The 23,777-nt window shown below is 44.7% G+C and carries 27 protein-coding genes; 1 reads left to right on the top strand and 26 read right to left on the bottom strand.

The features are described from left to right. Positions 1-247: 247 nt before the first annotated feature. From ACFQ1C_RS15350 to ACFQ1C_RS15305, 10 genes are all read right to left on the bottom strand, one after another. Positions 248-349, bottom strand: coding sequence for a mercury resistance system transport protein MerF (locus tag ACFQ1C_RS15350; RefSeq protein ID WP_379559570.1), 102 nt, complete (start codon positions 347-349; stop codon positions 248-250). Between the two features lie 154 nt (positions 350-503). Beyond that, positions 504-2,087 (bottom strand): alkaline phosphatase D family protein, encoded by a 1,584-nt coding sequence (locus tag ACFQ1C_RS15345; RefSeq protein WP_379559548.1) that lies wholly within the window; start codon positions 2,085-2,087, stop codon positions 504-506. Between the two features lie 453 nt (positions 2,088-2,540). Continuing rightward, positions 2,541-3,017: a GNAT family N-acetyltransferase gene (locus ACFQ1C_RS15340; protein ID WP_379559547.1), complete on the bottom strand. Its 477-nt coding sequence runs from the start codon at positions 3,015-3,017 to the stop codon at positions 2,541-2,543. A 35-nt stretch (positions 3,018-3,052) separates the two neighbouring features. After that, positions 3,053-3,460: a hypothetical protein gene (locus ACFQ1C_RS15335; protein ID WP_379559546.1), complete on the bottom strand. Its 408-nt coding sequence runs from the start codon at positions 3,458-3,460 to the stop codon at positions 3,053-3,055. Positions 3,461-3,737: 277 nt separating this feature from the next. After that, a complete protein-coding gene (locus tag ACFQ1C_RS15330) occupies positions 3,738-4,145 on the bottom strand; it encodes an OsmC family protein (RefSeq protein WP_379559545.1) in 408 nt (135 codons plus the stop codon). A 133-nt stretch (positions 4,146-4,278) separates the two neighbouring features. Further along, a complete protein-coding gene (locus ACFQ1C_RS15325) occupies positions 4,279-4,494 on the bottom strand; it encodes a DUF6500 family protein (RefSeq protein WP_379559544.1) in 216 nt (71 codons plus the stop codon). 466 nt (positions 4,495-4,960) lie between these two features. Beyond that, the gene (locus tag ACFQ1C_RS15320; RefSeq protein WP_379559543.1) at positions 4,961-5,608 is read right to left on the bottom strand and encodes a CDP-alcohol phosphatidyltransferase family protein; all 648 of its coding nucleotides are present in this window, start codon (positions 5,606-5,608) and stop codon (positions 4,961-4,963) included. Between the two features lie 339 nt (positions 5,609-5,947). Continuing rightward, entirely contained in the window at positions 5,948-6,472 is a 525-nt protein-coding gene (locus ACFQ1C_RS15315; protein WP_379559542.1) for a hypothetical protein, read from the bottom strand. An 83-nt stretch (positions 6,473-6,555) separates the two neighbouring features. Next, positions 6,556-6,870, bottom strand: coding sequence for a hypothetical protein (locus ACFQ1C_RS15310; RefSeq protein ID WP_379559541.1), 315 nt, complete (start codon positions 6,868-6,870; stop codon positions 6,556-6,558). A 226-nt stretch (positions 6,871-7,096) separates the two neighbouring features. Then, a complete protein-coding gene (locus ACFQ1C_RS15305) occupies positions 7,097-7,522 on the bottom strand; it encodes a PACE efflux transporter (protein ID WP_379559540.1) in 426 nt (141 codons plus the stop codon). Between the two features lie 137 nt (positions 7,523-7,659). On the opposite strand from ACFQ1C_RS15305, the gene ACFQ1C_RS15300 reads away from it, so the two are divergent. Beyond that, positions 7,660-8,565, top strand: a complete 906-nt coding sequence (locus ACFQ1C_RS15300) for a LysR family transcriptional regulator (protein WP_379559539.1) — start codon at positions 7,660-7,662, stop codon at positions 8,563-8,565. A 227-nt stretch (positions 8,566-8,792) separates the two neighbouring features. On the opposite strand, the gene ACFQ1C_RS15295 is transcribed toward ACFQ1C_RS15300, so the two are convergent. From ACFQ1C_RS15295 to ACFQ1C_RS15220, 16 genes are all read right to left on the bottom strand, one after another. After that, on the bottom strand, positions 8,793-11,408 hold the full coding sequence (locus ACFQ1C_RS15295) for an efflux RND transporter permease subunit (protein WP_379559569.1): 2,616 nt from the start codon (positions 11,406-11,408) through the stop codon (positions 8,793-8,795). 261 nt (positions 11,409-11,669) lie between these two features. Next, positions 11,670-12,248: a transposase gene (locus ACFQ1C_RS15290; protein ID WP_379559538.1), complete on the bottom strand. Its 579-nt coding sequence runs from the start codon at positions 12,246-12,248 to the stop codon at positions 11,670-11,672. A gap of 551 nt (positions 12,249-12,799) precedes the next feature. Continuing rightward, positions 12,800-13,045 carry a hypothetical protein gene (locus tag ACFQ1C_RS15285; RefSeq protein ID WP_379559537.1) on the bottom strand — a complete coding sequence of 82 codons (246 nt, stop codon included), beginning with the start codon at positions 13,043-13,045 and terminating at the stop codon, positions 12,800-12,802. A 91-nt stretch (positions 13,046-13,136) separates the two neighbouring features. Continuing rightward, positions 13,137-13,712, bottom strand: a complete 576-nt coding sequence (locus ACFQ1C_RS15280) for a hypothetical protein (RefSeq protein ID WP_379559536.1) — start codon at positions 13,710-13,712, stop codon at positions 13,137-13,139. A 79-nt stretch (positions 13,713-13,791) separates the two neighbouring features. Next, positions 13,792-14,403, bottom strand: coding sequence for a hypothetical protein (locus ACFQ1C_RS15275; protein WP_379559535.1), 612 nt, complete (start codon positions 14,401-14,403; stop codon positions 13,792-13,794). Positions 14,404-14,593: 190 nt separating this feature from the next. Next, the gene (locus ACFQ1C_RS15270) at positions 14,594-15,202 is read right to left on the bottom strand and encodes a hypothetical protein (RefSeq protein ID WP_379559534.1); all 609 of its coding nucleotides are present in this window, start codon (positions 15,200-15,202) and stop codon (positions 14,594-14,596) included. A 39-nt stretch (positions 15,203-15,241) separates the two neighbouring features. Next, on the bottom strand, positions 15,242-15,910 hold the full coding sequence (locus ACFQ1C_RS15265; protein ID WP_379559533.1) for a hypothetical protein: 669 nt from the start codon (positions 15,908-15,910) through the stop codon (positions 15,242-15,244). Between the two features lie 82 nt (positions 15,911-15,992). Further along, on the bottom strand, positions 15,993-17,528 hold the full coding sequence (locus ACFQ1C_RS15260; RefSeq protein WP_379559532.1) for a hypothetical protein: 1,536 nt from the start codon (positions 17,526-17,528) through the stop codon (positions 15,993-15,995). A gap of 144 nt (positions 17,529-17,672) precedes the next feature. Continuing rightward, complete coding sequence (locus ACFQ1C_RS15255) at positions 17,673-17,897, bottom strand: ABC-three component system middle component 6 (protein ID WP_058373411.1); 225 nt, start codon at positions 17,895-17,897, stop codon at positions 17,673-17,675. Continuing rightward, positions 17,887-18,471 carry an ABC-three component system protein gene (locus ACFQ1C_RS15250; protein ID WP_379559531.1) on the bottom strand — a complete coding sequence of 195 codons (585 nt, stop codon included), beginning with the start codon at positions 18,469-18,471 and terminating at the stop codon, positions 17,887-17,889. Before ACFQ1C_RS15250 ends, ACFQ1C_RS15255 begins: the two co-directional genes overlap by 11 nt. A gap of 11 nt (positions 18,472-18,482) precedes the next feature. Next, on the bottom strand, positions 18,483-18,722 hold the full coding sequence (locus tag ACFQ1C_RS15245) for a hypothetical protein (protein ID WP_058373409.1): 240 nt from the start codon (positions 18,720-18,722) through the stop codon (positions 18,483-18,485). A gap of 620 nt (positions 18,723-19,342) precedes the next feature. Further along, positions 19,343-19,714: a DUF805 domain-containing protein gene (locus ACFQ1C_RS15240; RefSeq protein WP_379559530.1), complete on the bottom strand. Its 372-nt coding sequence runs from the start codon at positions 19,712-19,714 to the stop codon at positions 19,343-19,345. A 507-nt stretch (positions 19,715-20,221) separates the two neighbouring features. Continuing rightward, positions 20,222-21,136, bottom strand: a complete 915-nt coding sequence (locus ACFQ1C_RS15235; RefSeq protein WP_319784046.1) for an IS5 family transposase — start codon at positions 21,134-21,136, stop codon at positions 20,222-20,224. A 118-nt stretch (positions 21,137-21,254) separates the two neighbouring features. Then, positions 21,255-21,734, bottom strand: a complete 480-nt coding sequence (locus ACFQ1C_RS15230) for a Mov34/MPN/PAD-1 family protein (RefSeq protein ID WP_319784045.1) — start codon at positions 21,732-21,734, stop codon at positions 21,255-21,257. Beyond that, positions 21,721-23,454: a ThiF family adenylyltransferase gene (locus ACFQ1C_RS15225; RefSeq protein ID WP_379559529.1), complete on the bottom strand. Its 1,734-nt coding sequence runs from the start codon at positions 23,452-23,454 to the stop codon at positions 21,721-21,723. Before ACFQ1C_RS15225 ends, ACFQ1C_RS15230 begins: the two co-directional genes overlap by 14 nt. Positions 23,455-23,456: 2 nt before the next feature. Beyond that, positions 23,457-23,696 carry a hypothetical protein gene (locus ACFQ1C_RS15220; RefSeq protein WP_379559528.1) on the bottom strand — a complete coding sequence of 80 codons (240 nt, stop codon included), beginning with the start codon at positions 23,694-23,696 and terminating at the stop codon, positions 23,457-23,459. Between the last annotated feature and the right edge of the window lie 81 nt (positions 23,697-23,777).

Genomic DNA, 23,777 nt, shown 5'->3' with positions numbered 1-23,777 from the left:
TCCGAAAGTCCACGCCCACAACTGCACTCTGGTTGTTCAGTTTGCCTTCTTCCAGCGGCCAGGGACTCTTCGACCCTGACGAGTCATATCCCCTGTCACCACTGCGTGAAGCCATCTGGACACCTAAAAGCGCGACACTACCGCACCCGCCCCAAAAAGTCTAATGACTCATGGTTGGATCAGGCGGATTCGGCGGCAATTTCCTGCAACGCCTCGCCTCTGCTGCCGGTTATGTTGATTTGTCACGTTAATGCTTAACAAAACCGATTAATAGCAAGATCAGAAACACAACGAGCAATGGCCAAAGCACGTAATCCAAACAACCTACCAACGCTGAAACTCCAAAAATCGCTTACCAACCAACGCCTATTTTCATGACTAGGCTGGCTTTCAAAGCCATTTGAATATGGGTGGCCTATAAAACATTCACTAGCAGGTTATTTCAAATGAGATCGTACAAAAAAATGGCCCGCAGTGCGGGCCAGATACTTTTTGGCGGGGGATCATGCGGGGTGCAGCACCTTGGTAAACAGGGTGTCGTTATTGAGATCCTTCAGGATCACGGTCATGGCTCGGCTTTCGGCGTCTATGTCCACCTGGCCGAAGAACTGTAACTCGGCCAAGGGCGACAGATTTTGTGTGGCGGGTGACTTCTCGTAAACTACCTGCAGACCAAAGGTGTCGTCCGGCTTTCCGGGGCCAAAGCTGCCGGCGTTCAGCGGGCCCGACACAAACTCCCAAAATGGCGCAAAGTCATTAAAGCTGGCTCTGGCGGGATCATAGTAATGGGCCGCGGTGTAGTGCACGTCGGCGGTAAACCACACCAGGTTCTCAATGCCCGCGTCTTTAATGCCCTTGAGCAGCCGGGCAATTTCCAGCTCCCTGCCCTTTGCGGGGCCGTGGTCGCCGTTGGCCACCGCCTCCCACCTGGTTTCACCGTCGGCTACCTGCAAGCCCAGTGGCATGTCGCAGAACACCGCCTTCCAGGTTGCAGTTGAGGCTTTTAGCTGCGCCAGCAGCCAGTCCACCTGCGTGCCCCCCAGAATGGCGGTGTCTGTGCCCGGCTTTGTTTGCAGGTTTTCAGTGTTGGGGCCACGGTAAGAGCGCATGTCAAGCACAAAGCGGTCCAGCAGCGGGCCGAACGGCAGGCTGCGATAGATTTGTTCACTACCTTCGGGGCCGCTGCGGCGAATTGGCGCATAATCGAAAAAGGCACGGGTAGCGCGAGCCTGCAACAGGGTGGTGCTTTTCACTTGGTAGCGGGCATCGCCGCTCAGGTCTTTTGAGGCGGAATAGTTGTTCACCACTTCGTGATCATCCCACTGCCATATCTGGGCCACCCGGCTGTTGAATAGCCGCACGTTCTCGTCCATCAGATTATAGCGGTAGCGGCCACGAAATTCATTGAGGGTTTCGGCCACTTTGCTCACCTCGGGCGTGACCAGGTTTTTCCACACCTTGCCATCTTCCACCTCGATGCGCTCAGGAATGGGGCCATCGGCATAGATGGTGTCGCCGCTGTGAACGAAAAAGTCCGGCTCCTGCTCGGCCATGGTGCGGTAAATTTTCATGCCACCTAGTTCCGGGTTAATACCAAATCCCTGCCCGGCGGTATCACCAGACCAGAGAAAGCGCACCGGCCCTACGGCCGTGGGCGCCGTCACAAAGCTGCCCGCCACCCACTCGGATAACTCGCCATTACCGGCGTCGCTGTAGCCTACCCGCACATGAATGCGACGACCGGCGGGCAGGTCGATGAGTTCAACCCTACTGGTGAAATCGCTGGGCGACAGTGCCCAGGGCCCACGTACTCGCCTGGGCTGGGCAAAGCGGTCGTCCGTATCCCACTCTACCCACATACGTGCCGGGCGATCGCTGCGGCCCCATACAATGGCGCTGTTGGCGAGCACGTCGCCAATCTGAATGCCGCTTTGCTGTTGCGGCTGGCCGGTGGCCGCCATGGCCGGCATTCTGCTTAGCAGCATGCCGCCGCCCAGCACCGCCATGCCCTGAAGAAAGTCGCGTCGTTTCATATCATTCTCTGCTTCGATAACAAAAGAACCACTGTAGAAGCCAAAGATGAACATCGGGTAAAAATTCGATGACGAATTGAAGACTCCCCAGCCCTCCCTTTGCGTTGTGCCCCGCTGTTATGCCGGTAATAACGAGGTCAAGGGAAGGAAAAAATAGCGCGAACCGGCAGTTAATCTGTCATGTTCGGGCATACAGAATAAACTTCGTGTCGGACGACTTATGTAAAATAATAATCACCATCGGGGGGCACTGAGCCTGCAATCTAGCCTCTGCGCTATGAATCATGGATTCCCGTACCCGCTTACGCGAAGATGACGATAGGATCCCAGCTGTGATGCAGCATTCTTGTTCTGCACAACGTGCAGTTGCGGCCACGATGACGGCCAGCTACATTCAGATATACCATTTATATGTTGGCATAACGTTTGCGACATGCGCGCCTGCGGAATGGAGCCGAAGGCGCAATGTAGTAGAAATCACCGTGCCTGCACTGGTTATGTTTTAAATCAACTCTCAAGATTCAACTTCATTTCTAGCAGAGAGCCTCGAAAGCCAAACTTCTCATACGCTCGAACCGCAGAATTATTCTCCGCATACACGTCAAGATAGAAGTCCGTCACTCCTCGTTGTCGACCCCAGCTGACCAAATTTTGCAAGATAACCTTGTTTAGCCCAAGCCCTCTGTACTCCTCTGCCACATACATGAAACCCAAATATCCATGGTTATCGTGGTCCAAGGCAGGCTTTGAGTGGCGCACTTGAACGTACCCTGTAGCGACAATACCGCCAGAAACCTCTCCAACGACCAACCTACTATTACGATCCGAAATCAGCTTTTCGATGTCGTAGTAATAGGCGCCTTTCTCTTTCACAGACGCATTATACGGTCGTTCAGCGTCAATCACTTTTTGCTCCAGTGCAACGAGAGAACGATAGTCGTCATCTCTTGCTTCCCGCACTATCACCCCATCTAAATTCATCATTACTCCAATCTCGGAAAACTAACGAGCCACCCATATTAAAAGAGCCTCAATAGTAACCTTTTGAACGAAAAATATAAGCGGTGACTTTCTTCTGTAATAAAAAAAGCTGGAAACAGCTCAACAACTGCGGGGCGGTGACTGATTTTAAAGCCACAGGTAAGAAATACGCTCCCATCGGACAGCTCTGGAAGCGAACCAACGGGGCCTTTAAACATATTCATAAACTCTTGGGTGATGTTGAGCCACGTTTCCTGTGAGATATTTAATCGCTCCAATATCTGTCTGCTACTGGTTTGAATTGCACCGTGCTTATCATTACTCAGTATGCGACCGGTATCACCCACGAGGCGGAGGTAATCTTGCAGTTCAAACAGCAAGCGCTGATCTAGCCTGTCACGACGATGCTCAAATGATTGACCGGAATAGTGGTCGACGGCACACAAAAAATACCCTCCTTACCGTACGACTGATGCAATGGTAAAAAGGCGTATCTTCCAAGCTCACTTGGGAAAAACGGGGCTTAAGCATAAGTGCCTCCTCAAAAAGTCAAACGCGAACTCTTTGAGTGTAGATATCAGGCCAAAAACTAATCCATTAACATGGGTGGCCTGTTAGAGAGTGAGCAACGCTACCATCAAACCTAGAATATTGCGCCGTAAACACGGAATCCGACCTTGAACTGAAAATGCCAAGCGTTGAGAATCACTCTTAAATACTTTGTTAAGTGCAATTATTGCCAACTTCCGCTGAATAAGTGATATCGATCGTAGGACTCAACATAAGACAAACATGACAATGCTTTTCCACCGCTTCTTGAGCTGCTCGCAAAATATCAGACTCCTGAAAACCACAGCCATGTACTGTAAAGTGCAAGTTTGCCGATTTATATAAATGAGGTTCTGATTCCGTTAGGGCAAAAGTAACCGTATTTTCTAAACCCTTAACTTCAAAACTTTGCTCTTGCAGTAACAAGACGACATCCGTCGCACTGCATGAACCTAAAGCCGACAATAGAACTTCAGTTGGACAAGGAGCTTTCTTACTTGTAGCGTCAACATTAAACGTAAAGCCGCTTTCAGTTAACACACTAAAATGACAATCGCCATCCCACTTTATATTAATACTCATACTTCCCTACTTTTTGATGTCACTATTGCTGATTGCACTTAACGCCGCCAACACAGGCAAACGTCAGCGAGTCCAACCAGCTTGCTGGCGTTTGTGATTGGCCTTGTTATGCGCTAACTTATGTATCTAACCATTAATTGGCTTCCACAATTTCTTTTATCTTTACTGCTTTTTCAAAATGATCCAGTTTATGCGTAATAATCCACCATTCAGCAGCTTCCATTAGTAATGCTGGGTCGTCATTTTTGTTTGCGAAAAAAGCATAGAATGAAAGACCAACATTTGTACCCTTAGTTGCAATCTTCTTGTCACAAACCTCTATAATTTTTCTTTTTAAGTTTTCTCTCATGCCAACTTCACACCCTAGGTTAATGACTCACCACATTATTAATGCCGTATAACGCCGCCAGCTCGCGCGGCTTTGCAGTGGAGGCGAAGCAGTAGCGGAAAAGATGTCGCAGTGCCTAGCCTTGCTAATTGTTGACCGGAATAGTAGTCGACGGCACACAAAAAATACCCTCCTTACCGTACGACTGATGCAATGGTAAAAAGGCGTATCTTCCAAGCTCACTTGGGTAAAACGGGGCTTAGGCATGAGTGCCTCCTCAAAAAGTCCAAACGCGCACTCTTTGAGTGTAGATATCAGGCCAAAAACTAATCCATTAACATGGGTGCCCCGTTAGAGAGAGTGTATGCCGTTAGTACCTTTTTATTGATCTTCACCAAACAATAACTAACCACATGCGCGATCACCAAGAATCAGCACCAATGCCATAGTTAAATAGACAGGATGACTTAAAGCAAGCGCTGAAAAATCAAACATGGCCATGCTCTAAAAATTGATAAATAAGACGAGCGCGACGGTAAACAGTGATCAACGTCCCCAGTACCAACAAAATCAAAGCCACATATAAACTATGCGAGCTGGCAAACACATAAAATTCAATAATCGCCAGCAAACAGGCGACAGTCACCAATGCCATTCGATGTTGCTTAGCCATAGGACCGGTAAAACTGGTTGGTGCCCCAAGACTGGTACCTAAAGTTCTGACATAAGCGGTCATCACAGACAACACACTAGCTAACCAACCGAGCACCACAGCATAGTTAACCTCACTGAGAGCATATCCCAAAGAAACCAAAATAATTACATCTGCTAAACGATCCGGAATATCGTTGAATAACTCACCAGCGGGTGTACTTTTACCACCCTCAATCGCGACCAAACCATCAAACAAGTTACACAGTAACCTGAACTGAATCATCACAGCAGCCAACAGCAAAAACCAAACATGATGACTCAAGCTAAATCCAACTAATCCAGCGCCAGCACATCCTGCAAAAAACACACTGGCAATGGATATTTGATTAGGAGTTATGTGTTTGGTGCTGATATAAGCCGCCACTTGACTCACCCATTTTTTATTTCTGACTTTCAGAACCCGCCTGCTACCCTCTTGCATGCATTGATTTCCTCTTTAATTGAATGGCTTTGAATAAACAAAATAAAAAACCCACAATCAATGCGGGCAGTCCAAACTAACAAAACTAACAAAAAACCAACAAAACTAACAAAACTAACAAAAAACCCATATTAAAAGAGCCTCAATAGTAACCTTTTGAACGAAAAATATAAGCGGATGACTCTCTTCTGTAATAAAAAAGGCGGGAAACAGCTCAACAATTGCGGGGCGGTAACTGACTTTAAAGCCACAGGTAAGAAATAAGTTCCCATCGGACAGCTTTGGCGCACTCTTGCTGGAGAGTAACAAAGAGAGCTTGAAACTAAGACCTGTTTGAGGTCAGCTAGCCCAATGTTGGCAGCTGCTGGCATGAGCTACACGTTGCATGCCCAAATTTTCACTGTAATGCGTAAGCTCTGGAAGCGAGCCTACGGGGCCTTTAAACATATTCATAAACTCTTGGGTGATGTTGAGCCCTGTTTCCTGTGAGATATTTAAACGCTCCAATATCTGCCTGCTACTGGCTTGAATCGCACCGTGCTTATCATCACGCAATATGCGGCCGGTATCGTCCACCAACATGAGGTAATCTTGCAGTTCAAACACCAAGCCTTTAGGCAGTTCGCTACGCTCGTTACCCACAAAAGGCAGTAACTCTTTAGGTTGTTTACCCTGTTTAGCTGCATTAACACGGCGTTGGATGCTGGTAAAGTCTGAGCGCTCTGGCGTGTCTGCAATTTTGGCGCGGATGGGGTTTAAATCCACATAGGTCATGCAAGCCAGTACCGCCGCCTCATCCAGCAAAGCTTGGGACTTAAAACGCCCTTCCCGCTCTTTCATAAAGTAATGGCCCGGTGCACTCATCCTCTTTATTGGCCGACCTAGCGATAGGCTCGTTTAACGCTCGCATAAATCTAAAATATAGCGCCAAGCGCCAAGCCAATGATTTAAAATATTGAAAGCCCAAACACAAGGTGCCACTGCTTTACCACCTTCATGCTGGACCAGGCTTCTGCCGTTTCCGCATCTACTTTCAATACCAGATGCAGGTGATTAGACATTACTGCATAGGCTGCAATATCAATGGAGAATACCTGCGCCAAATGCAGCAAGCGCTTCTCTATCCAACCTCTTCTGTGTTCAAAGCATTGACCAGTGTACGGATCTGCACCACATAAAAATGCCCTTCTTACCGTACGACTGATGCAATGGTAAAAAGGCGTATCTTCCAAGCTCACTTGGGTAAAACGGGGCTTAGGCATGAGTGCCTCCTCAAAAAGTCCAAACGCGAACTCTTTAAGTGTAGATATCAGGCCAAAAACCAACCAGTTAACATGGGTGGCCTGTTAGTACTTTGAAGATCTTGATATATTTAAAATATATAACGAGATTAAAAATACTCAATAATATTTGTCATTTTAACCATGCATTTTGTAGAACATAAAATGCATGGTTAATGCTATTGTCGATATTTTTTCGATAGTGTTGCTAGTTGACCAACGCAGGCTCACGCACAATAAACGCTCTTGCATGGTCATAGGTTAGGTTGTAGAAAAAGGCATAAATTGTTATACAAACAGTCACGCCAATATCCATTATAAGTGCTTGCCATAAGCCTATGTTTAATAAATATGCGATGACAGGAATAGTCGCAATTAATAAACCAGCTTGAAATATCATAGTGTGAACGATGCGCAATACTAATGTTCGTTTTGTTTTATCACCCGTTACAATTCGGTCAAACCCCCAGTTATAGATAAAATTCCATGCCATTGCGATCGTCGCTACAATTATCATTGTTCCTGATAGTGATTCTGCATCATGGGTTGTAAATGTGACCAGTACAAAAATCGCTAAGGTTACGGCTAATACTTCGAATAAAACAGCGTGGGAAATACGTTCAATCGGTTTCATTTTGTTTTTATCTCTCTATAAATTGATACCTCTACACATGTAGAAAGTGCGATTATAGAGTTCTAAAGCGCACAATAAAGTTAGTAGCTATCACAAATCGTGATAGTCTGGGTTTGTCGATTTAGAGGAGATGTTTAATGTACAGCCTAGAGCAATTAAAAATATTTGTGACCGTGTGTGAAACAGGATCTTTTTCTGCAGCAGCTCGCCAATTAAAACGTGCACAGTCAGGCGTTAGTCAATCGATTTCTAATCTTGAAATCGCGATTGATAAAACGTTATTTAATCGGGATAAAAATACGCCGACTTTGACTGAACAAGGCATTGCTTTGTTGCCTATTGCTAAGTCGATGTTGCACCAGCAACAAAATTTTGATCAAAAAGTGCAATCATTAGCACAAGGTGAAGAGCATGAATTAGTTATTGCTATTGATGAGAGCTTGGTAAACCAGGTCTTAATTAAGATCTTATCGTCTTTGGCTGAGCAGTTTCCAATTACGCATTTCGAACTGGTGGTAGCATCAACGTTTGATGTGGAAAAGATGGTGAGAGAAGGAGAGGCTCAAATTGGTATTGTGTATGTCGATGGCGAGTTGAAGGTGGATATGGATTTATTCTCTTTAGGCCATGCACGCTTTCTCACTATTGCTTCTCCAACGCATTCTTTAGCTAATTTATCTATCGTAGAAGAAGCAGATCTGAAGTTACATCGGCAATGTGTTCACCGCAGTAATCAGAAAAAAGAGTTATGGTTTAGTTATAAAATTAGCCCAACAGCCTGGTATGCGAATACACATAAGGCATTAATTGAATTAGTAAAACAAAATGTTGGTTGGGCTGTGGTACCTGAGTTGCTCGCTACTCAATACATTGAGTCTGGAGAGGTTATTTCTTTACCTGTCGCCCATGAATATGATGGCTGGCTTACTGTAGTGGGGTGCTTAGTTTCCCGAAGCCGACCATCTGGGCCAGTGTTACTAGCGGTCACTCAATTATTACAACAATATTATCTCGCTGAAAAACAGTGGATCCAGAGAGCGTAATTTATATTGATTTTTTATTAAATAGATTGCTTATTAGTGTCGCTACTAAAAAACATAATCCACCAGAAACCAAGCCCACAAAGCCCGCTTACCGCAAAGCAGCACCCAAAATCATGGTCTGGGAAAGTGCATCGGCAAGGGTCATGACGCGTGTTCTGGACACGTCAGTGGGTACGGACCGTAGCAACACAGTCCGAAAACATGCTTATCTGAATTGCTCCTATTCTTTAAGGCTTAAGAAGCGAAATCTCATCTTGACGCAAGGCGGAAGCGGTTTCACTGGCAAGCCGATGTGATGCAGCACCTGGCATGCTGCCCCAATTGGCAATCCAGCGATAGAAAATTGGCGTTAGAAACAATGTGAAAACTGTAGCAAATCCCAAACCGCCCACAATGACCCAACCGACTTCCCGACGCGCCTCAGCGCCGGCACCTGATGTCAGCACAAGCGGCAAACCACCCAGTACGGTGGAGACCATCGTCATCATGACGGGTCGGATGCGTAAGCGCAGTGCGTTGCGAATAGCCGCATCAATGTCTTGGCCGGCTTCGCGAAGCTGGTTTGCAAATTCGACAATCAGAATGCCATTTTTGGCCATCACGCCGATCAGCATCACCAGACCGATCTGACTGTAATAGTTCAAAGACCCTCCGCTGAGCGAAATCGCTAACAGTGCCGCTGCAAGTCCGAAGGGCACAGTCAGCATGATCACAACCGCGCTCGCGAAACTTTCAAACTGCGCTGCCAGAACCAACATGACAATCAGTAAGGCGGTTCCGAAAACAATATACATGGCTTGGGTGCTGTCATTTAGCGTTGAGGCTTCTCCTGTGAACGTCAAACCAACGCCATCTGGTAGCACGTCTGCTGCCAAGGCGCGTGCCGCGTTAATCCCATCAGAGAGGCTTAGACCATCAGCAAGATTTGCTTGCAAGGCGACCGACAACGCGCCACCCAGACGGGCCACCTGAGTGTCGCTGACAACAGTGTTCAACGTCGCAACAGCGGAGAGAGGTACATAAGAGCCATTATCCAGCCTGATTGAGATCGATGAAATATCAGACGGGTCATCTATTTTCGGGCCACCCGGTATAACGTTCACGTCAACCTCGGTGTCATTTTCAAAGACGCTGACTGCGACTTCACCACGAACCAGAGCGCTGATTAGGCTGGTTACAGATGCAGGCGTCAGACCCAGGTCGCCCGCGGCAGCTTGATCTATGCTTACTTTCAATTCTGCACTGACGGGTGCCGATGAAAGCTGTGGATTTACGAATGTTGCATCTTTTGACATGGCGGCAACCAAGAGTTCAGCAGCGTCTGTCAATTCTTCAAGGTTGTTGCCAGTCACCGCAAGACCAAGTCCGCTACCCCCACCCCGAATGTTCAGGCTGTTGGAAGAGCGCGCACTGATCTGCACACCGGGAATTTTTGCAAGTTGTCTGCTTAATTCTTCAACTAACTCAGCCTGTGAGAAATCACGGTCTTCCCAATCTGGCAGTCGTACAATGATCTGAGCGCTTGTACCGCCGCTCACACCGACGATGCTTTGGATCGTTTCGATTTCACCGCTTCGCAGATAAGGGGTGAGGATCTTTTCGGCCAAGATCACCTGCGTATCCAAGTATTCCGGCGTTGTGTCAGAGGCACCGCTTGCCTGTATAACAAAGAAGCCGCGATCCTCAGTTGGCGTCACGCTTGATGGTAAGGTGATTGCAGCACTGATCGCGTAGATGACAATGGCCCCGGCGATAGACAGAACCAAAACAGGTGTGCGAATTGACCAATCCATCACCGCATCAAAACCGCGCGCCAACGCGCCTTGGGTGGTGGGGGTACTGCTTGCTGAAGCTCTGGATTTACCGGGATCCAACAACGCAGACAACACGGGGACGAGGGTCAATGCAGTTATTGATGACAACGTCACGGCGAATGCCAAAACGAAACCGAATTCAGAAAAGACGCCGCCTGCCTGACCAGGCAGAAACGAAATGGGAATAAAGACAGCTGCAAGCGTTGCAGTCGTAGAGATAACGGCAAAGAACACCTCGTTTGTGCCTGCAACCGCCGCCGCAAAAGCCCCCATGCCTTCTGCACGCTTGCGCACGATATTTTCAACGACAACAATCGCATCATCAACGACCATGCCTGTGGCCAATACCAACGCCAAAAGGCTGATGGTATTTATCGAAAACCCTGTCATCCAAATGGCGGCCAAGGTGCCGATTAAGGCGACGGGGATAGTGATTGCGGGGATCAAGGTGGCGCGAGGAGAGCGCAGAAAGAGGAAGATCACCGCGATCACGATCGTTGTTGCGAGTAAGATTGAGGTCACCACCTCTTCGATGGATGCTGCGATGAACACTCCATCGTCTGACGCAATAATGAGTTCAATACCGTCCGGCATCTGTTGCCGCAGTTCTGCGACCGCTACGTTTACGGCTTTTGATATTTCTAAGGTATTCCCAACGGATTGCCGTGTGATGTCCACACTGATGGCGGCTTGACCGTTCACGCGGGTAAGGACAGTGCTTTCTTCGGGCAACAGTTGGACCAAAGCGACGTCTGCCACTTGGGTCGTGTTGTCGATTTGGATACCTTCAATGGTCTCGACGGTCACTTCTTGGTTGTCGACACTCATTGCCAAGGTCTGGCTTGCCCCTTCAAGTGACCCAAGGGCCGTGTCATCGCGCAATGTGGCTAGCGCAGAACTTACATCAAACACTGTCAATCCACGACTGAGCAGCGATGGCATGTCCAGTTCAACTTGAAATACATTCGAACGACTACCCTGCACTGTGACTTCGGCAATACCGTCAATTGTCGAAAGCCGTTCATAAATTGAAAACCTAACAACCTAACATGCCACCCATGTTAAAGCAGCCTTAAAGCAGCCTTAAAGCAGCCCCAATAGTAACCCTTTATATGAAGAACATAAATTAATTGGCCTACTCAGTAATGAAAAGGGATCAAACTGCTGAAGAGCTGAAGATGGGTACTGATTTTGATGAGTTATTCGAGAAATAAGCAGCAATCGGCCAGCGTTGGCAGACTTCGGGTAGGAGCCTAACAAAGCTAGCTTAAGATTGAGCTGACAGAGCCGTCAGCTAGCCCAATGTTGGCAGCTGTTGGCATGGGCTACACGTTGCATGCCCAAATTTTCACTGTAATGCGTAAGCTCTGGAAGCGAGCCTACGGGGCCTTTAAACATATTCATAAACTCTTGGGTGATGTTGAGCCATGCTTCCTGTGAGATATTTAAACGCTCTAGTATCTTAGCGGTGCTTTCCTGAATCGCACCGCGCTTATCATTACGCAATATGCGACCGGTATCGTCCACCAACATGAGGTAATCTTGCAGTTCAAACACCAAGCCTTTAGGCAGTTCGCTACGCTCGTTACCCACAAAAGGCAGTAACTCTTTAGGCTGTTTACCTTGTTTAGCTGCATTAACACGGCGTTGGATACTGGTAAAGTCTGAGCGCTCTGGCGTGTCTGCAATTTTGGCGCGGATGGGGTTTAAATCCACATAGGTCATGCAAGCCAGTACCGCCGCCTCATCCAGCAAAGCTTGGGACTTAAAACGCCCTTCCCAGAAGTGTCCGGTGCAGTTGTCCTCTTTATTCGCCCAGCGGGCGATAGGCTCGTTTAATGCTCGCATAAATCTAAAATATAGCGCCAAGCGCCCAGCTCCATGCGCCAAGCTAATGATTTAAAATATTGAAAGCCCAAACACCTGATGCCACTGCTTTACCACCTTCATGCCGGACCAGGCTTCTGCCGTTTCCGCATCTATTTTCAATACCAGATGCAGGTGATTAGACATTACTGCATAGGCAGCAATATCAATGGAGAATGCCTGCGCTAATAATAGTAAGCGTTGCTCTATCCAGCCACGCCGATGATCAAAAGATTGGCCACATATTTATGAAACAAGAGCCATGATCAGTTCCACACAGAAACGCCCTTCTTACCGTACGACTGATGCAATGGTAAAAAGGCGTATCTTCCAAGCTCACTTGGGTAAAACGGGGCTTAGGCATGAGTGCCTCCTCAAAAAGTCCAAACGCGAACTCTTTAAGTGTAGATATAAGGCCAAAAACTAACCAGTTAACATGGGTGGCCTGTTAGTACTGGTTAACATGGGTGGCCTGTTAGTAGTTGTTTATTTACAGCTAAACACAGCCCATCTTGATGAATGTTTATTAAATAAACTTCTCATGTATAGCTATTTTAATCCCCCTTAGGAGCAGGACATGAAATTCGCAGTTCCTTACGGTTAAAACCTGCATCTTCTGATATGGTTGTATAGCCACTAGGACAGAGTTCATTTGCTTTATTAAAACAAATATTCCAACCTAATCCAGCACCACAAGCTACTATATATTCTTGAACACCATTAGGCCGCTTTACTTCTTGAGTCGTAGTACAACCAAAAAGAAAGCTCAAACAGATTATTGTTAAAGAGATTAATTTCATATCGACCCTTCCTTGGTAAATATAACGCTAAGCTAAGCGGCGCAGCTTGCTGCGTCCAGTGCTTGAGCGCCTTGTTAAGCGTACTCTCAAACTATTCGTTATAATATAAAAGATCGTATTCACCAGTTAAAAAAGAGACATCCATGCCTAACTTTCCGCCAAGCACTTCCATTAAGCTCATTACAGATGATTGATATCTTTCCATGTTTTGACGACAAAAGTCTAGTTGGTATTTTGGAGCAAAACTAAACCCAATGTATGTAATAGGATCTTTGTAATGTACTAGGTAATCTCTTAACTTAAACAGTTCTACAAGATCGTCCCGCCATTTTAACGAGCCATAATTTATCCCGTTTGTTTTACAAATATACTTAATTTTTTCTACCGTACCCTTGAATTCCTTTTCTTCTAAACCTGCAGTGCTAGAAGTGTTTTGCCAAGCTAGATTAACAAAAGCTTCGGTCGCTATTGCCCAGCCCAGAACTGCTTGGATACATAGGGATATTGTTTTCTCATCATCAAACGCTGGGCTCATTAGTGTTATGTCTTTCGCCGTCTCTGGATCAGAGTGCTTGACTGAAACCAAATTTCTGGAGGTTTCTAACCAACTATTATTTGCGTTTTTGAGTAGAAGTTGCTCCACATTTAATCTATATCCGTAACTCAAAATGACTCCTATACGCCTAACGCCTTGCTCACCGGAAAATTGGGAGCGAAGCGACTAATTTTCCGAGTGCAGCAACTTGTTATGCCAATTTCCATTGCGAGCGCCTGTTTTGTTCCGAATACCAAGATGAAGGATGTGTTCTTCTCAAAACCTCGCCCTTATCGCTCGGTATTGACTGCTGAACCAATTGGCGCAATTCATTGTTCTTCATTTTTCCTTTGGTGCAGCAATTCACTATTACATCACCAATCTGGAAGGTTGAATTTAACCTTCGAACAAAATCCTCTTTTGCCCCGTCATGCCAAGTAGTGGCAAAAACCTCATCCCGATAGCAATCTGTTGACGATCCGAGTGAGCATTGATTCTGAACCGCATTCATCAATATTAGCCCATGATTAATATACTCAGACAGCCCGTTAACTTGTAGAAAATGCGCCCTTATTAGTTTTCCAGTTTGGCCTTTTGCAGGACCTAGACTGTTAGTGAATTCGTCAATGTGAGGCGACTCTAAAATCATGACCACGCATTTTATGTCACTGGGTCGCCTTTCAACCGAAATACGTTCAGGAAAATCAGCATTGAAGGGAAACTTAGCAATTAGTCCAACGTATTGATCTGGACAGCGCCTTGCCTCAATAGGCTTTCCGGCCTTTTTTAAAAGTACAGCTTTAGCGATTTCTTCGAAGTCCATGCAAGGTCTCAATTGGCACAGGTGGTTAGGTTCACATCCAAGTATAACGCCGCCAACACAGGCGAGCGTAGCGAGTCCAGCCAGCTTGCTGGCGGTTGTGATTGGCCTTGTTAGATGTGATTTCACAAACCTGACTTTAGTTTTTCTTTTAATTCCTCTGCCAACTGCTCTATGTTTTCATTTATATCTTTCAATTGGTAACATCGAATTCGGTACTACCAACCACCTCATATTGGATACGATCAAAAAAACCAATAACAAATTCATCTTTCCATTCATTAAATGATGAAATGTATATTTTATCGATATGATCACGCTCAGGGAAAACCCTCATATTTAATATTTTAGCACTTATATGATTAAGCTTCATCAGCTCTTGAGTAAGAGATTCGAGCTTAACATCTAGTGTCTTTAAAATATCAACTTCTACTGATGTATCAGATATAGAAGAAACTAAGTTGACTCGATGCTCATTAACTTTCATTGTTTTGGGGTTTGCTCTTGCTAATAGCATGTTTTCTGCATACACAGTCATAGAACATATATGTTTTAATAATGTTATTTTTACGTTGTAAATGGTTGAATTTCGTTGTTGAACCAGCCATTGTTGATAAACGTATAACGCAAAACCAGTTGCGACAAATCCACCTCCACCACCTAGTATCGTAAATGTTAAAGAGAGTAAATCTGAAATAGTCTTTTCACCATTAACTTCAACAGGGGTAATAAAAACACTAGCCCACATTCCCAAAACAAAGCCTAAGATCAATGCAAGCAAAGATATAAGAAAAAGCCACATTGATTAAAATTACTCCATATGTATTTTACAGCTAACGCCTCAATCAGCCACCGCGTCAGCGGTCGGCTGGATTGATTTGTTAGGCTTTTCTACTGTAGTGGTAGAGTGACCGTTATCTGCGTGCCATATGTAATAAGCATTAGAAAATGCTGCCAATAGCCCTCCGGCCAAAACACATACAGCAAGGTACTTAGCCATTCTGTAATTAAGCTCGCCAGATTTCACACGTTTCCACTCATGCTTTAGCAGAGGCTTACTAACGTCCCTCAGAGACTCGCATGCCTTCCGTGCTTCCGAGAGTTCGTTCTTGTGGTAATGCTCTCTAGTTTTATATAGGGCTGATAAAAAGTCGTCATTTAATTTTTTAGCTTTTTTGTTACTTTCCCCATCATTGATTCTAAATATTATATCGTTGTATGACTCGTTAACTCTTGCATAAATTTCTTCAACATCTCGAGCCATCTCGAACTTATCACGCTTCTCTTCAGCGCGCGCTGAATGATGAATATATAGCGTCGTTAGATATGTAAGCGATGAAATGTACCTTGCGATTGAATTTCTAAGCGAATTAATCCAGTCCTGCCTAAATTCAGATATTTTGTTCTCTTTTGACGCGACGAGATTCGTGAATGCAAAGTAACCAGCGATTAACGCAGCAAACATTGCCCCTAATAAGACAATGGCATTTTTTCCGATTACTTCGTCCAATCTATACTCTCCTGTAGCCTAACGCCTCAAACACCGGCGCAGCTTCGCTGCGTCCGAGTGATTTGACTTGTTAGTTTTTTGTTTAAACACAAAAGAACTTTTCATCCTCATCAAGAGATAAGATTACATTTTTGGATATCTCCTTGTAAGTTTCTTCTGATATTTTATCTGATAGCATTGACAAAATCTGTTGACCCGGGAGTTTCTTTGCCTCTTTGAAAATATCTTCAATCTGTTTTTGGTCAATATCCTCAATACTGTCATGAAATATAAAATTTGGTCGATTCAGCTTTAACTCATTAATGGCATGTATATATGCAAAATCAAAAGCAATGACTTCGGCTTTCTTCTTCCCACCCTCAGGATTAGTTGCTGAGTTATTGAGCTCTATAGAACAAGTACCACTATCCTTATTGAATTCTAAGTTTATGCTGTATTCTTCATCGTGAAGACTTTTAGTAAGAGATCCTAAATGTGTATTGAATTTTTTCTCAAACTCATAAACATAGTCAATCTCTTTGGAAATAGCCTCAAGGATTTTCTGCAATTGAGCTTCAGCTTCAGTTTGATCTAATTTTGCCTTGGACTGCTGCTCCATTAGACCTTCTAACTTTCCAAGCTCAACTTTAAGCTCACCAAGACGTTTCAGATTTTTAGTCACATTGTCTAAGCTTTCCTTAGACCTCATATCAGAAAAAACTTGTAACTTATCTTTCCGTATTGAACTGAGCTCTGCTTGAAGACCTTCAGATTCCTCATCCAATTTAGGCAAGTCAATCGTAAGAAAGCGCCTCTTTTTTTCAACGAGATTTCTATGGAACAAAATAACGTCTTCAAGTTCTCTTAAGGCTCCATCAATTGCTACACCAGAAAAACTATATATAGCTTTAAGCTCGTTGATTAAATAACCATCTTTGTCTTTGGATAATAGTTCGATAGTATGATTGATATTGTCTACTTTTCGCTGTATTGATAGAAGCTCTTCGGTATATCTGTCTTCTTTTACTTGTATTTCTGAAAGCCTTTCTATTGGATTCGAATATTCTGACGAGTATTCGAATGTTAAAAGGTTGTTCTCTAGCTCTTTAGCATCTGCCTTATATTTCTTGATCTCACTTGTTGGCTTTTGCTCTTTCACTAGAGCATTGATTGAAGTGGAATTTCTTTTTCGTCTATTAACCAGATTCGTTGCATCTCTTTTCTCTGTAAGTAAAGACGTATTGTTGAAGCCGAAAAGGTATAAAAAAAGTTCGCTGTAATCTTTTGGGCCTTGTCGTTTATCAAGAAACTTGGTCGTACTCAACATTCTATGACTGTCATTTCTAATGAATTTAGGCGCTACAGCTCGAACAGAAGGCCTTCTAGTAGATATATTAAAGATTTTATCCTGAATAAATGACTCATATCCCTTTTCTTCAACAACTTCACCATTTACCCAGAATTTAGATTCAGATTCTCCACCAACACATAGATTTCGAGAAATTTGATTTATTTTGTTTGAGAAGTCAAAGAAACTGAGAGAAGCAGTTACAAAGTTGTTCTTAAAAAGCGCTTCTATCTCAAGGTTTGGCTTTTTGAACTCTTCATCGATGTAAATATTGTCTATGCTTCCTAGCATTAGAAAATTAACCACTCTTGATAATGTTGATTTTCCGACGCTGTTTCCTGTACGCCCAGAATTTGGCTTGTTTGTGATGAGGTTAGGCCTGTCTCGAATTTAACCAATCTTTTTACTTCGCTATTTATCTTTATTTCAAGGTTATCAAGCTTCATTTATAAAAACCTCTGTTCCATTAATCCCAATAGCCTTAATTGCAAACAACCAATCTAATGACAATATAATGTGGTCAATCGATACTTTTAGATCTGAAGAACAGTCAGTGAGTATCGCATCCAAGGACGGATTTTCCTCTGCCACTTGCTTTAGAATTTTTGCTCCGATACTTACAATATTTATTTCTGGGTCACAACCATTTCTAGGAATCATAAGTTGGGTTTTCCATAATTATGCACTCAATAAAAGCATGAGCGACGACGACATTCACGCCCAATTCAACATGCTCTTTGTAAGCTGGAGTGTTTTTTGATTCAAATACGGTATTTTTTAATCTTTGAATAATAAAATCCAAAATTAACTCTGAATTTTCTCTGATTTTAGCTATGTCTATATCGCAAGTTAGATAGTCGATTTCAACAGCGTCTAAAGCAAGATAGTATAAATCGTTTAAATTTTGCAGGATTGTATCTTTTCCAAAAGTTATCAATGAGTCTATCTCGGAATAGGCTTCTTCTACTTTTGAGGAATGATCTAAGTATTGCTTTATGATATGACTTTTAGCTTTAAGACTATTGTATTTAATCTTCACAACTGTTTCAGAGGATGGGCGTCTTCTGCTTTTCTTAAACGTAAACGGCTTGTTAGCTAATGACTTTAGCAATTCATTTATAGCCGAGCTGATCTCATATTCGGGTGAATCCCAGATTATGATATTTCCAGCATTACGTTCAACGTGAACTGTTTTATTTGCTGGGGGTTTACCCCCTTCATTTCCTATGGTCAAGAGTTTAGTCCTTACATATCAATTTTCATGCCGCCAGAGTTGGTCTTTGTATATACATTCTTCTGGCCGTTTTGCATAACACTATCCTTACTATTATCTACTGTTGAATTCTTTGTTATTTCGCCAATTTTTATTTTCAACTGTTTATTTTTCTTTGATGCAATCACCGCAAACAATGTACTTCCTACAGTACATAGCCAAGCCAGCGTGACCCCAATGTCTGATTTTACAAATTCAATGAAAGTATCCATTTCTATCCTTGTTGATAAATGATGATGTTGATGAGAAAACTAACAGCTAATTCAACGACAAATGACATCTATGTCAACCGCACCTATTCAGCGGCAGCATACATCTCATCATTAAAATTTTCTTTTTTATCAGTAACTTAAAGCACCATAAAAATGGCAGCCAGGGGATATGCGTCAAATGTCGCTGTTCACGAAAAAAGCCTGTTCGCTTATCCATTTTTCACTCGCATCAACTAATACCCCCCCCTTCGGGGAGCTATAAGCCATCAGCTTTAAGCGATCAGCTAAAAACCAACATCTGTTTTGTAGTCCGCCCGACTCTCCAGCGAAGATACGGGTACACGACAAAAATGCCGATGTGCGCACCACTGAAATTTATACCCATGTGGTACGCAAGGGAGGGTTCGGTGTGCGAAGTCCTGTCGACGATGGTTTTTAGCGAGTAGACAGGCTACCGCCGAGCCTTGCAGGCGACTATTCCCTCGTTGACTTGGTATGAGACTATTCCGCCAATCTAAATACGGCTCAATTGAAGCTTCGCATTATATGTATAACGCCTGGCAAAATGAAAGGTGGGAGTGATTATTATTGTGCGGCACGCTGTGGTGCCGCTGTGCGCATCAGGCCTTGATGCCCTTAGGGTTAGCGCCATATTGATTATCGCCTGGCGTGCTGCCAAGCAACATGAAAACTAGCAGCACAATTGAACCAAGGATCGGGATAAAGCCAATCAGCATCCACCAACCGCTACGATTGCTATCGTGTAGTCGTCTGACAGATACGCCCAAGCCGGGTAACAGCACCGCTAGCGAATAAATGCCGCCCAGTAGCCCCATGCCTCTGTCTTCGTTTAGGGTACCGGTGGCGCCATCAATAAAGGCTAAAATAAAAAGAATGATTAGGCTGATTAAAACGAAAAACCAGTACTCTTTTCTTCTAGCTCGCCCAGTAAACACTGCATATTTTTTCAGCACCTGTATATACCAATTCATCGCACTCTCCTTGTGTGGCACTAAAAAGATAAGCATAGACGCAAAACAACACTGAGGCGTGAGGCGTGAAATTAGTCATTTCAGTCTGATGTAGTGCAACTTGTTGATCGCAATGCATGCATTATGAAATTTAGAGTGATCTTTAGTAAATTTGGGATATTGTAAAAACGTAGGGGATAATCTGGGGAAATCGTAAAGAAAACTATTTTGTCGCTTGCACCAACTTATGGTGCAAGCGACATATTTTGTCGCTTTCACCATAAGTTGACATAAAGTAGATCCAAAAATTAGTAAGTTACAGAGGACTTTTCAGCATAAAGTGACATAGAATTACAGCATAAGCTGACATAATGTATCAGTATAAAGTTAACTTTTGCCAATCTGTACAGATAGTATTCTATTACAGGAGCACCAAATTGGCTCTGCAGGTCCACTAGAGTTGGCACTGAAACGGCGTTGTTTCCTAAATCAGAGTAAAGGTAACTACTCTCCCAAGGCTTCGCTGCTTTAACTGAGGGGCTGACGAACAGGCATACCTAGCCCGATGACTTTGTTCATTACCTTGACTCCGGCCAAGACCTCACCGACTTGGCCGTTGTATTTACGTAGGCTCAGGGTCGGGCTCAGTAGCTGTTTGTATCGAGACATCGCTGTCTCTGATAATGAACGTTGATGGTAGCCTGATGCCGCTTTCCACTCCGCCAGTTGACCTGATTTCAGCGCAGCAACGGCATCATTTCTTGGATGACCATCCTCCCAGTAACCGGCATTTTTACGCGGTGGAATGGTGGCAATGCTGCCTTTTCTGAGCAGAAATCGATGGCAATTACGCGTGTCATAAGCACCATCGGCAGACACTTGATGTAAACGGCGACGCAGTGGATTGAGTAAGGTGGGCAGTACTTCGCTATCAGCCACACTTTCCAGACTCACTTCGGCGGCAATGATTTCGTGAGTATGCGCATCGACCGCGAGGTGTAACTTACGCCAGATACGGCGTTGACTCTTGCCATGCTTGCGCTGTTTCCATTCGCCTTCACCACAGACTTTGAGGCCAGTCGAGTCGATGACCAGATGCGTGACGGCCCCTTTGCTCGGTAAGCGATAGTGTATCTCCACGGTTTGCGCTCGCTTGCAAAGACAGCTGTATCCTGGCGAGGTGAGCGGGACATCCATCAACTGAAAAATGGAATTGATAAAGCCTTCTAGTGCTCGAAACGGCAAGCCAAAGAAGGTTTTGAGCATTAACGCAGTTTCGATAGCGCTGTCGCTGTAGTGGAAACTGCGGCCTCGACGGCCATGATGTTCGCTATACCACTGCTGGATGGCCTGTTCATCCACCCAAAAAGTGAGTGAGCCACGATTAATTAAGGCCCGATTGTACTGCCGCCAATTGCTGATGTTGTGTCGCGCCTTACCCATCTGTCTGCTCCTGAGTCCGTCTCTTGAGAGATCGGATCACGGGAGAGTCAGATAGTTCCCTTATTTAGGAAACAACGCCCACTAAAACTAAATCATTTTTTAGATACCACTCCTTCCCTTAAAGTGATTCGCTCTTCAATGCTTCACAGCAGCCATTTTCACAGTAGCCCCACCAGTCAGTATTCTGACCAATGATAGCTACAATGGAGGGTCTGGTATGAGATAAGCCCTTGTGCCAACTTGAAAGGTCTGTGGCAGAAGGCAAAGGATTAGATTCAGGATGGGTGTGCCACTCACCTAAATAGGTAAGATAGCCTCCTGATGTTCGCCAAAGTTGGTCAACCATGGTTTGGTGATGTTGCTTCTTACGAACGAAGCCAAAGCGCGATGCTCGGTCGTAGGGACCTGGTTCAGAAACATGAGTTATTATAATGTGAGGTGACCGCACCTCTCCAACAAACACTCCTCCTTGTTCAGACTGTCTATGGTGTAATTGCCGGTATTTATGTAAGGTTTGGAGTACGGCAGTCTCAACGACAATTAATCCACCGGCTGGATTGCTCAAGATCAATTCTGCCTTGGCGTCAGGTACAAACACGACATTCTCCAAATTTACTAAGCCTTCGGCGCTTATGATGTATGGCATTACCTGTCGAGTGCTGAGCATAGGTCCAAGGGAGTCTTTCCTGAAGTGTACTCAGTGCTGCCTCTTGAATGAGTGCGGCTGTAATCATGCTGACGCTAGCATCATTGGGGGTAAAAATGCTACCGCACGAAATACGATGGGGAGCGATAGGTCTATCGGTTTCGTTCAGAGTCACGAGGCGCTTAGCGCATTCATAGCAGGCTAGCCCGTTATCGATCATAACAACAGATGCCTGCCCATAAGCATCGTTATAGCCGTGGATAATGAAAGGAGGACGTTGAGTCGAGGCCCGCGCCAAGTAACTGAGCATTTTGCCTGTTGGTGCATGACCAGTAGCGTCAATCACAATATCATAACCACAAATATTACCTTCATTCATTTCTAAACGATATGGTTTGACATCAATCTTTGGGCTGTCCAAACAGTCACGTTTTATTAGGTCGCTTAAAGCCTCGGCTTTGTTCCAGCCGATATAGGTAGCCGGGAGAGCATGCCGACTCAGATTGCTTGGCGACAGAAAATCACCGTCACAGAAAACTAGCCTACCGATATTACCACGCCCTGCACCTGCCTTAATAAGCAACTGAGAGGCAAAGCCACCTACGGTACCGCAGCCAATTATTAAGATTTTCTTGTTCTCAAGATCAATGGAAACAGGCCGGTTACGTCGTTGAAGCTCTTGGTTACTTATCGAGCTGACGTTAAAACGGAAGAATGCAGTCGTTGCGGATTTTGATCTTAGCATCGGGAGTGTAGAACTAAGCTTCTGCTTCTGCTTCTGCTTGTGTTTACTTCCCCCAGAATTGGGGCGTTTTATAGCATGGTGTTTCAAAGCCTTCTTGGTGACTGAGCTAAAGCGGACTTCAAAGCCGATGATGCCTTCGTTCGATATATCGAACAACACCATTTGCCTGTCCTTGGTGAGGTTGGTGAGTATTCCCTTGGCCAACGAGTCATGAGCAGGGAGATCTGCAGATTTTAACCAGTCAAAGACCTCACTAAGAGATTGAGGTGGCCATTTATTTGGTGCTATCTTAGTGTTATTAACTCTGACAATGGTAACATCGCCATCGCTCCCCAAAGCTGGGTCTTCCCCTCGTAGCCTAAACCAGTTATCCCTTTGTGTAACATCGCTAAAGACCACATATTCGTTATCTGTTCGTCCATCAGCCGAAGTTACCGCTTTCAGCAACCTGTATGAGAGTTTTGACCCTAGAAGCCCGCCGGCATCGGCATAGATATAAGCATCTACGGCTCCACTCCAGTAATTCACAAACTCGGTCTGAAACTCTGCTTGTCGTTGATAACCAACGGTTACAGCATTGTCTAATGCTTTCTGGATAAGGCTGTCTAACAAGGAAATCACTGCGGGTGGATATTGAGGATCCCAATCGGCAGTGTCTTGGTTCACTAAGCATAACCTTTGAAAACTACTGATGTGAGGTAGGGCTAAGCCGATCAAGTGTACAGGTCGCTTGATAACGTACGTCTCCGGCAAACAGCTGAGATCCTCTCCTGGCCCTACAACGGCAATATCAAATGCACCGGCCTGTGTCTTGTAAGTCTTGGTATAGACAGTACATTCTTTCGGCAGGGTAATAGGCAAGCCTGTAATGTAGCGGCTCTCGACATATCGAAAGCCGCTACGTAGTAACAAATTATGGATAGACACAGTCAAGCACTCGTCATTGAATCATTCATTTGAATTTCCCGTTGCAGCTGCCGTGGTTTTTGGTATGCCGGCATAGAAACCCAAGGCTTAATAAGATCCTCACTCACAACGCTGTCACCGAAAAGTCCGTTTAGAATTTTCAGTACTTCACTCTTTGTAGAAGCCCTTTTAAGAGCTCGATCGAAATCTTTATGCAGGTTATCTGCTGTCGCGATAATGTTCTGAACAGTGTCTTTATCCATGTTCTCTTTAGGAAACTGTAGTGGCACACTTAAAGTGGCCACCTGTTCAGAGGTGATATCATCACCTCATCAGATATACAG

It is taken from the genome of Oceanisphaera ostreae, from assembly GCF_042676125.1.
GTDB classification, from domain to species: domain Bacteria; phylum Pseudomonadota; class Gammaproteobacteria; order Enterobacterales; family Aeromonadaceae; genus Oceanimonas; species Oceanimonas ostreae.
The sequence above is the reverse complement of the archived record's forward strand: the minus strand, read 5'-3'. Positions and strand labels throughout refer to the sequence as shown.

What these genes read in the sequence shown, in the direction of transcription:
- ACFQ1C_RS15345 (WP_379559548.1), bottom strand. Translation starts at nt 2,087, where the DNA reads ATGTTCATCTTTGGCTTCTACAGTGGTTCTTTTGTTATCGAAGCAGAG.
- ACFQ1C_RS15340 (WP_379559547.1), bottom strand. Translation starts at nt 3,017, where the DNA reads ATGATGAATTTAGATGGGGTGATAGTGCGGGAAGCAAGAGATGACGAC.
- ACFQ1C_RS15330 (WP_379559545.1), bottom strand. Translation starts at nt 4,145, where the DNA reads ATGAGTATTAATATAAAGTGGGATGGCGATTGTCATTTTAGTGTGTTA.
- ACFQ1C_RS15325 (WP_379559544.1), bottom strand. Translation starts at nt 4,494, where the DNA reads ATGAGAGAAAACTTAAAAAGAAAAATTATAGAGGTTTGTGACAAGAAG.
- ACFQ1C_RS15320 (WP_379559543.1), bottom strand. Translation starts at nt 5,608, where the DNA reads ATGCAAGAGGGTAGCAGGCGGGTTCTGAAAGTCAGAAATAAAAAATGG.
- ACFQ1C_RS15315 (WP_379559542.1), bottom strand. Translation starts at nt 6,472, where the DNA reads ATGAGTGCACCGGGCCATTACTTTATGAAAGAGCGGGAAGGGCGTTTT.
- ACFQ1C_RS15310 (WP_379559541.1), bottom strand. Translation starts at nt 6,870, where the DNA reads ATGCCTAAGCCCCGTTTTACCCAAGTGAGCTTGGAAGATACGCCTTTT.
- ACFQ1C_RS15305 (WP_379559540.1), bottom strand. Translation starts at nt 7,522, where the DNA reads ATGAAACCGATTGAACGTATTTCCCACGCTGTTTTATTCGAAGTATTA.
- ACFQ1C_RS15300 (WP_379559539.1), top strand. Translation starts at nt 7,660, where the DNA reads ATGTACAGCCTAGAGCAATTAAAAATATTTGTGACCGTGTGTGAAACA.
- ACFQ1C_RS15285 (WP_379559537.1), bottom strand. Translation starts at nt 13,045, where the DNA reads ATGAAATTAATCTCTTTAACAATAATCTGTTTGAGCTTTCTTTTTGGT.
- ACFQ1C_RS15275 (WP_379559535.1), bottom strand. Translation starts at nt 14,403, where the DNA reads ATGGACTTCGAAGAAATCGCTAAAGCTGTACTTTTAAAAAAGGCCGGA.
- ACFQ1C_RS15270 (WP_379559534.1), bottom strand. Translation starts at nt 15,202, where the DNA reads ATGTGGCTTTTTCTTATATCTTTGCTTGCATTGATCTTAGGCTTTGTT.
- ACFQ1C_RS15260 (WP_379559532.1), bottom strand. Translation starts at nt 17,528, where the DNA reads ATGCTAGGAAGCATAGACAATATTTACATCGATGAAGAGTTCAAAAAG.
- ACFQ1C_RS15255 (WP_058373411.1), bottom strand. Translation starts at nt 17,897, where the DNA reads ATGATTCCTAGAAATGGTTGTGACCCAGAAATAAATATTGTAAGTATC.
- ACFQ1C_RS15245 (WP_058373409.1), bottom strand. Translation starts at nt 18,722, where the DNA reads ATGGATACTTTCATTGAATTTGTAAAATCAGACATTGGGGTCACGCTG.
- ACFQ1C_RS15240 (WP_379559530.1), bottom strand. Translation starts at nt 19,714, where the DNA reads ATGAATTGGTATATACAGGTGCTGAAAAAATATGCAGTGTTTACTGGG.
- ACFQ1C_RS15235 (WP_319784046.1), bottom strand. Translation starts at nt 21,136, where the DNA reads ATGGGTAAGGCGCGACACAACATCAGCAATTGGCGGCAGTACAATCGG.
- ACFQ1C_RS15220 (WP_379559528.1), bottom strand. Translation starts at nt 23,696, where the DNA reads ATGGATAAAGACACTGTTCAGAACATTATCGCGACAGCAGATAACCTG.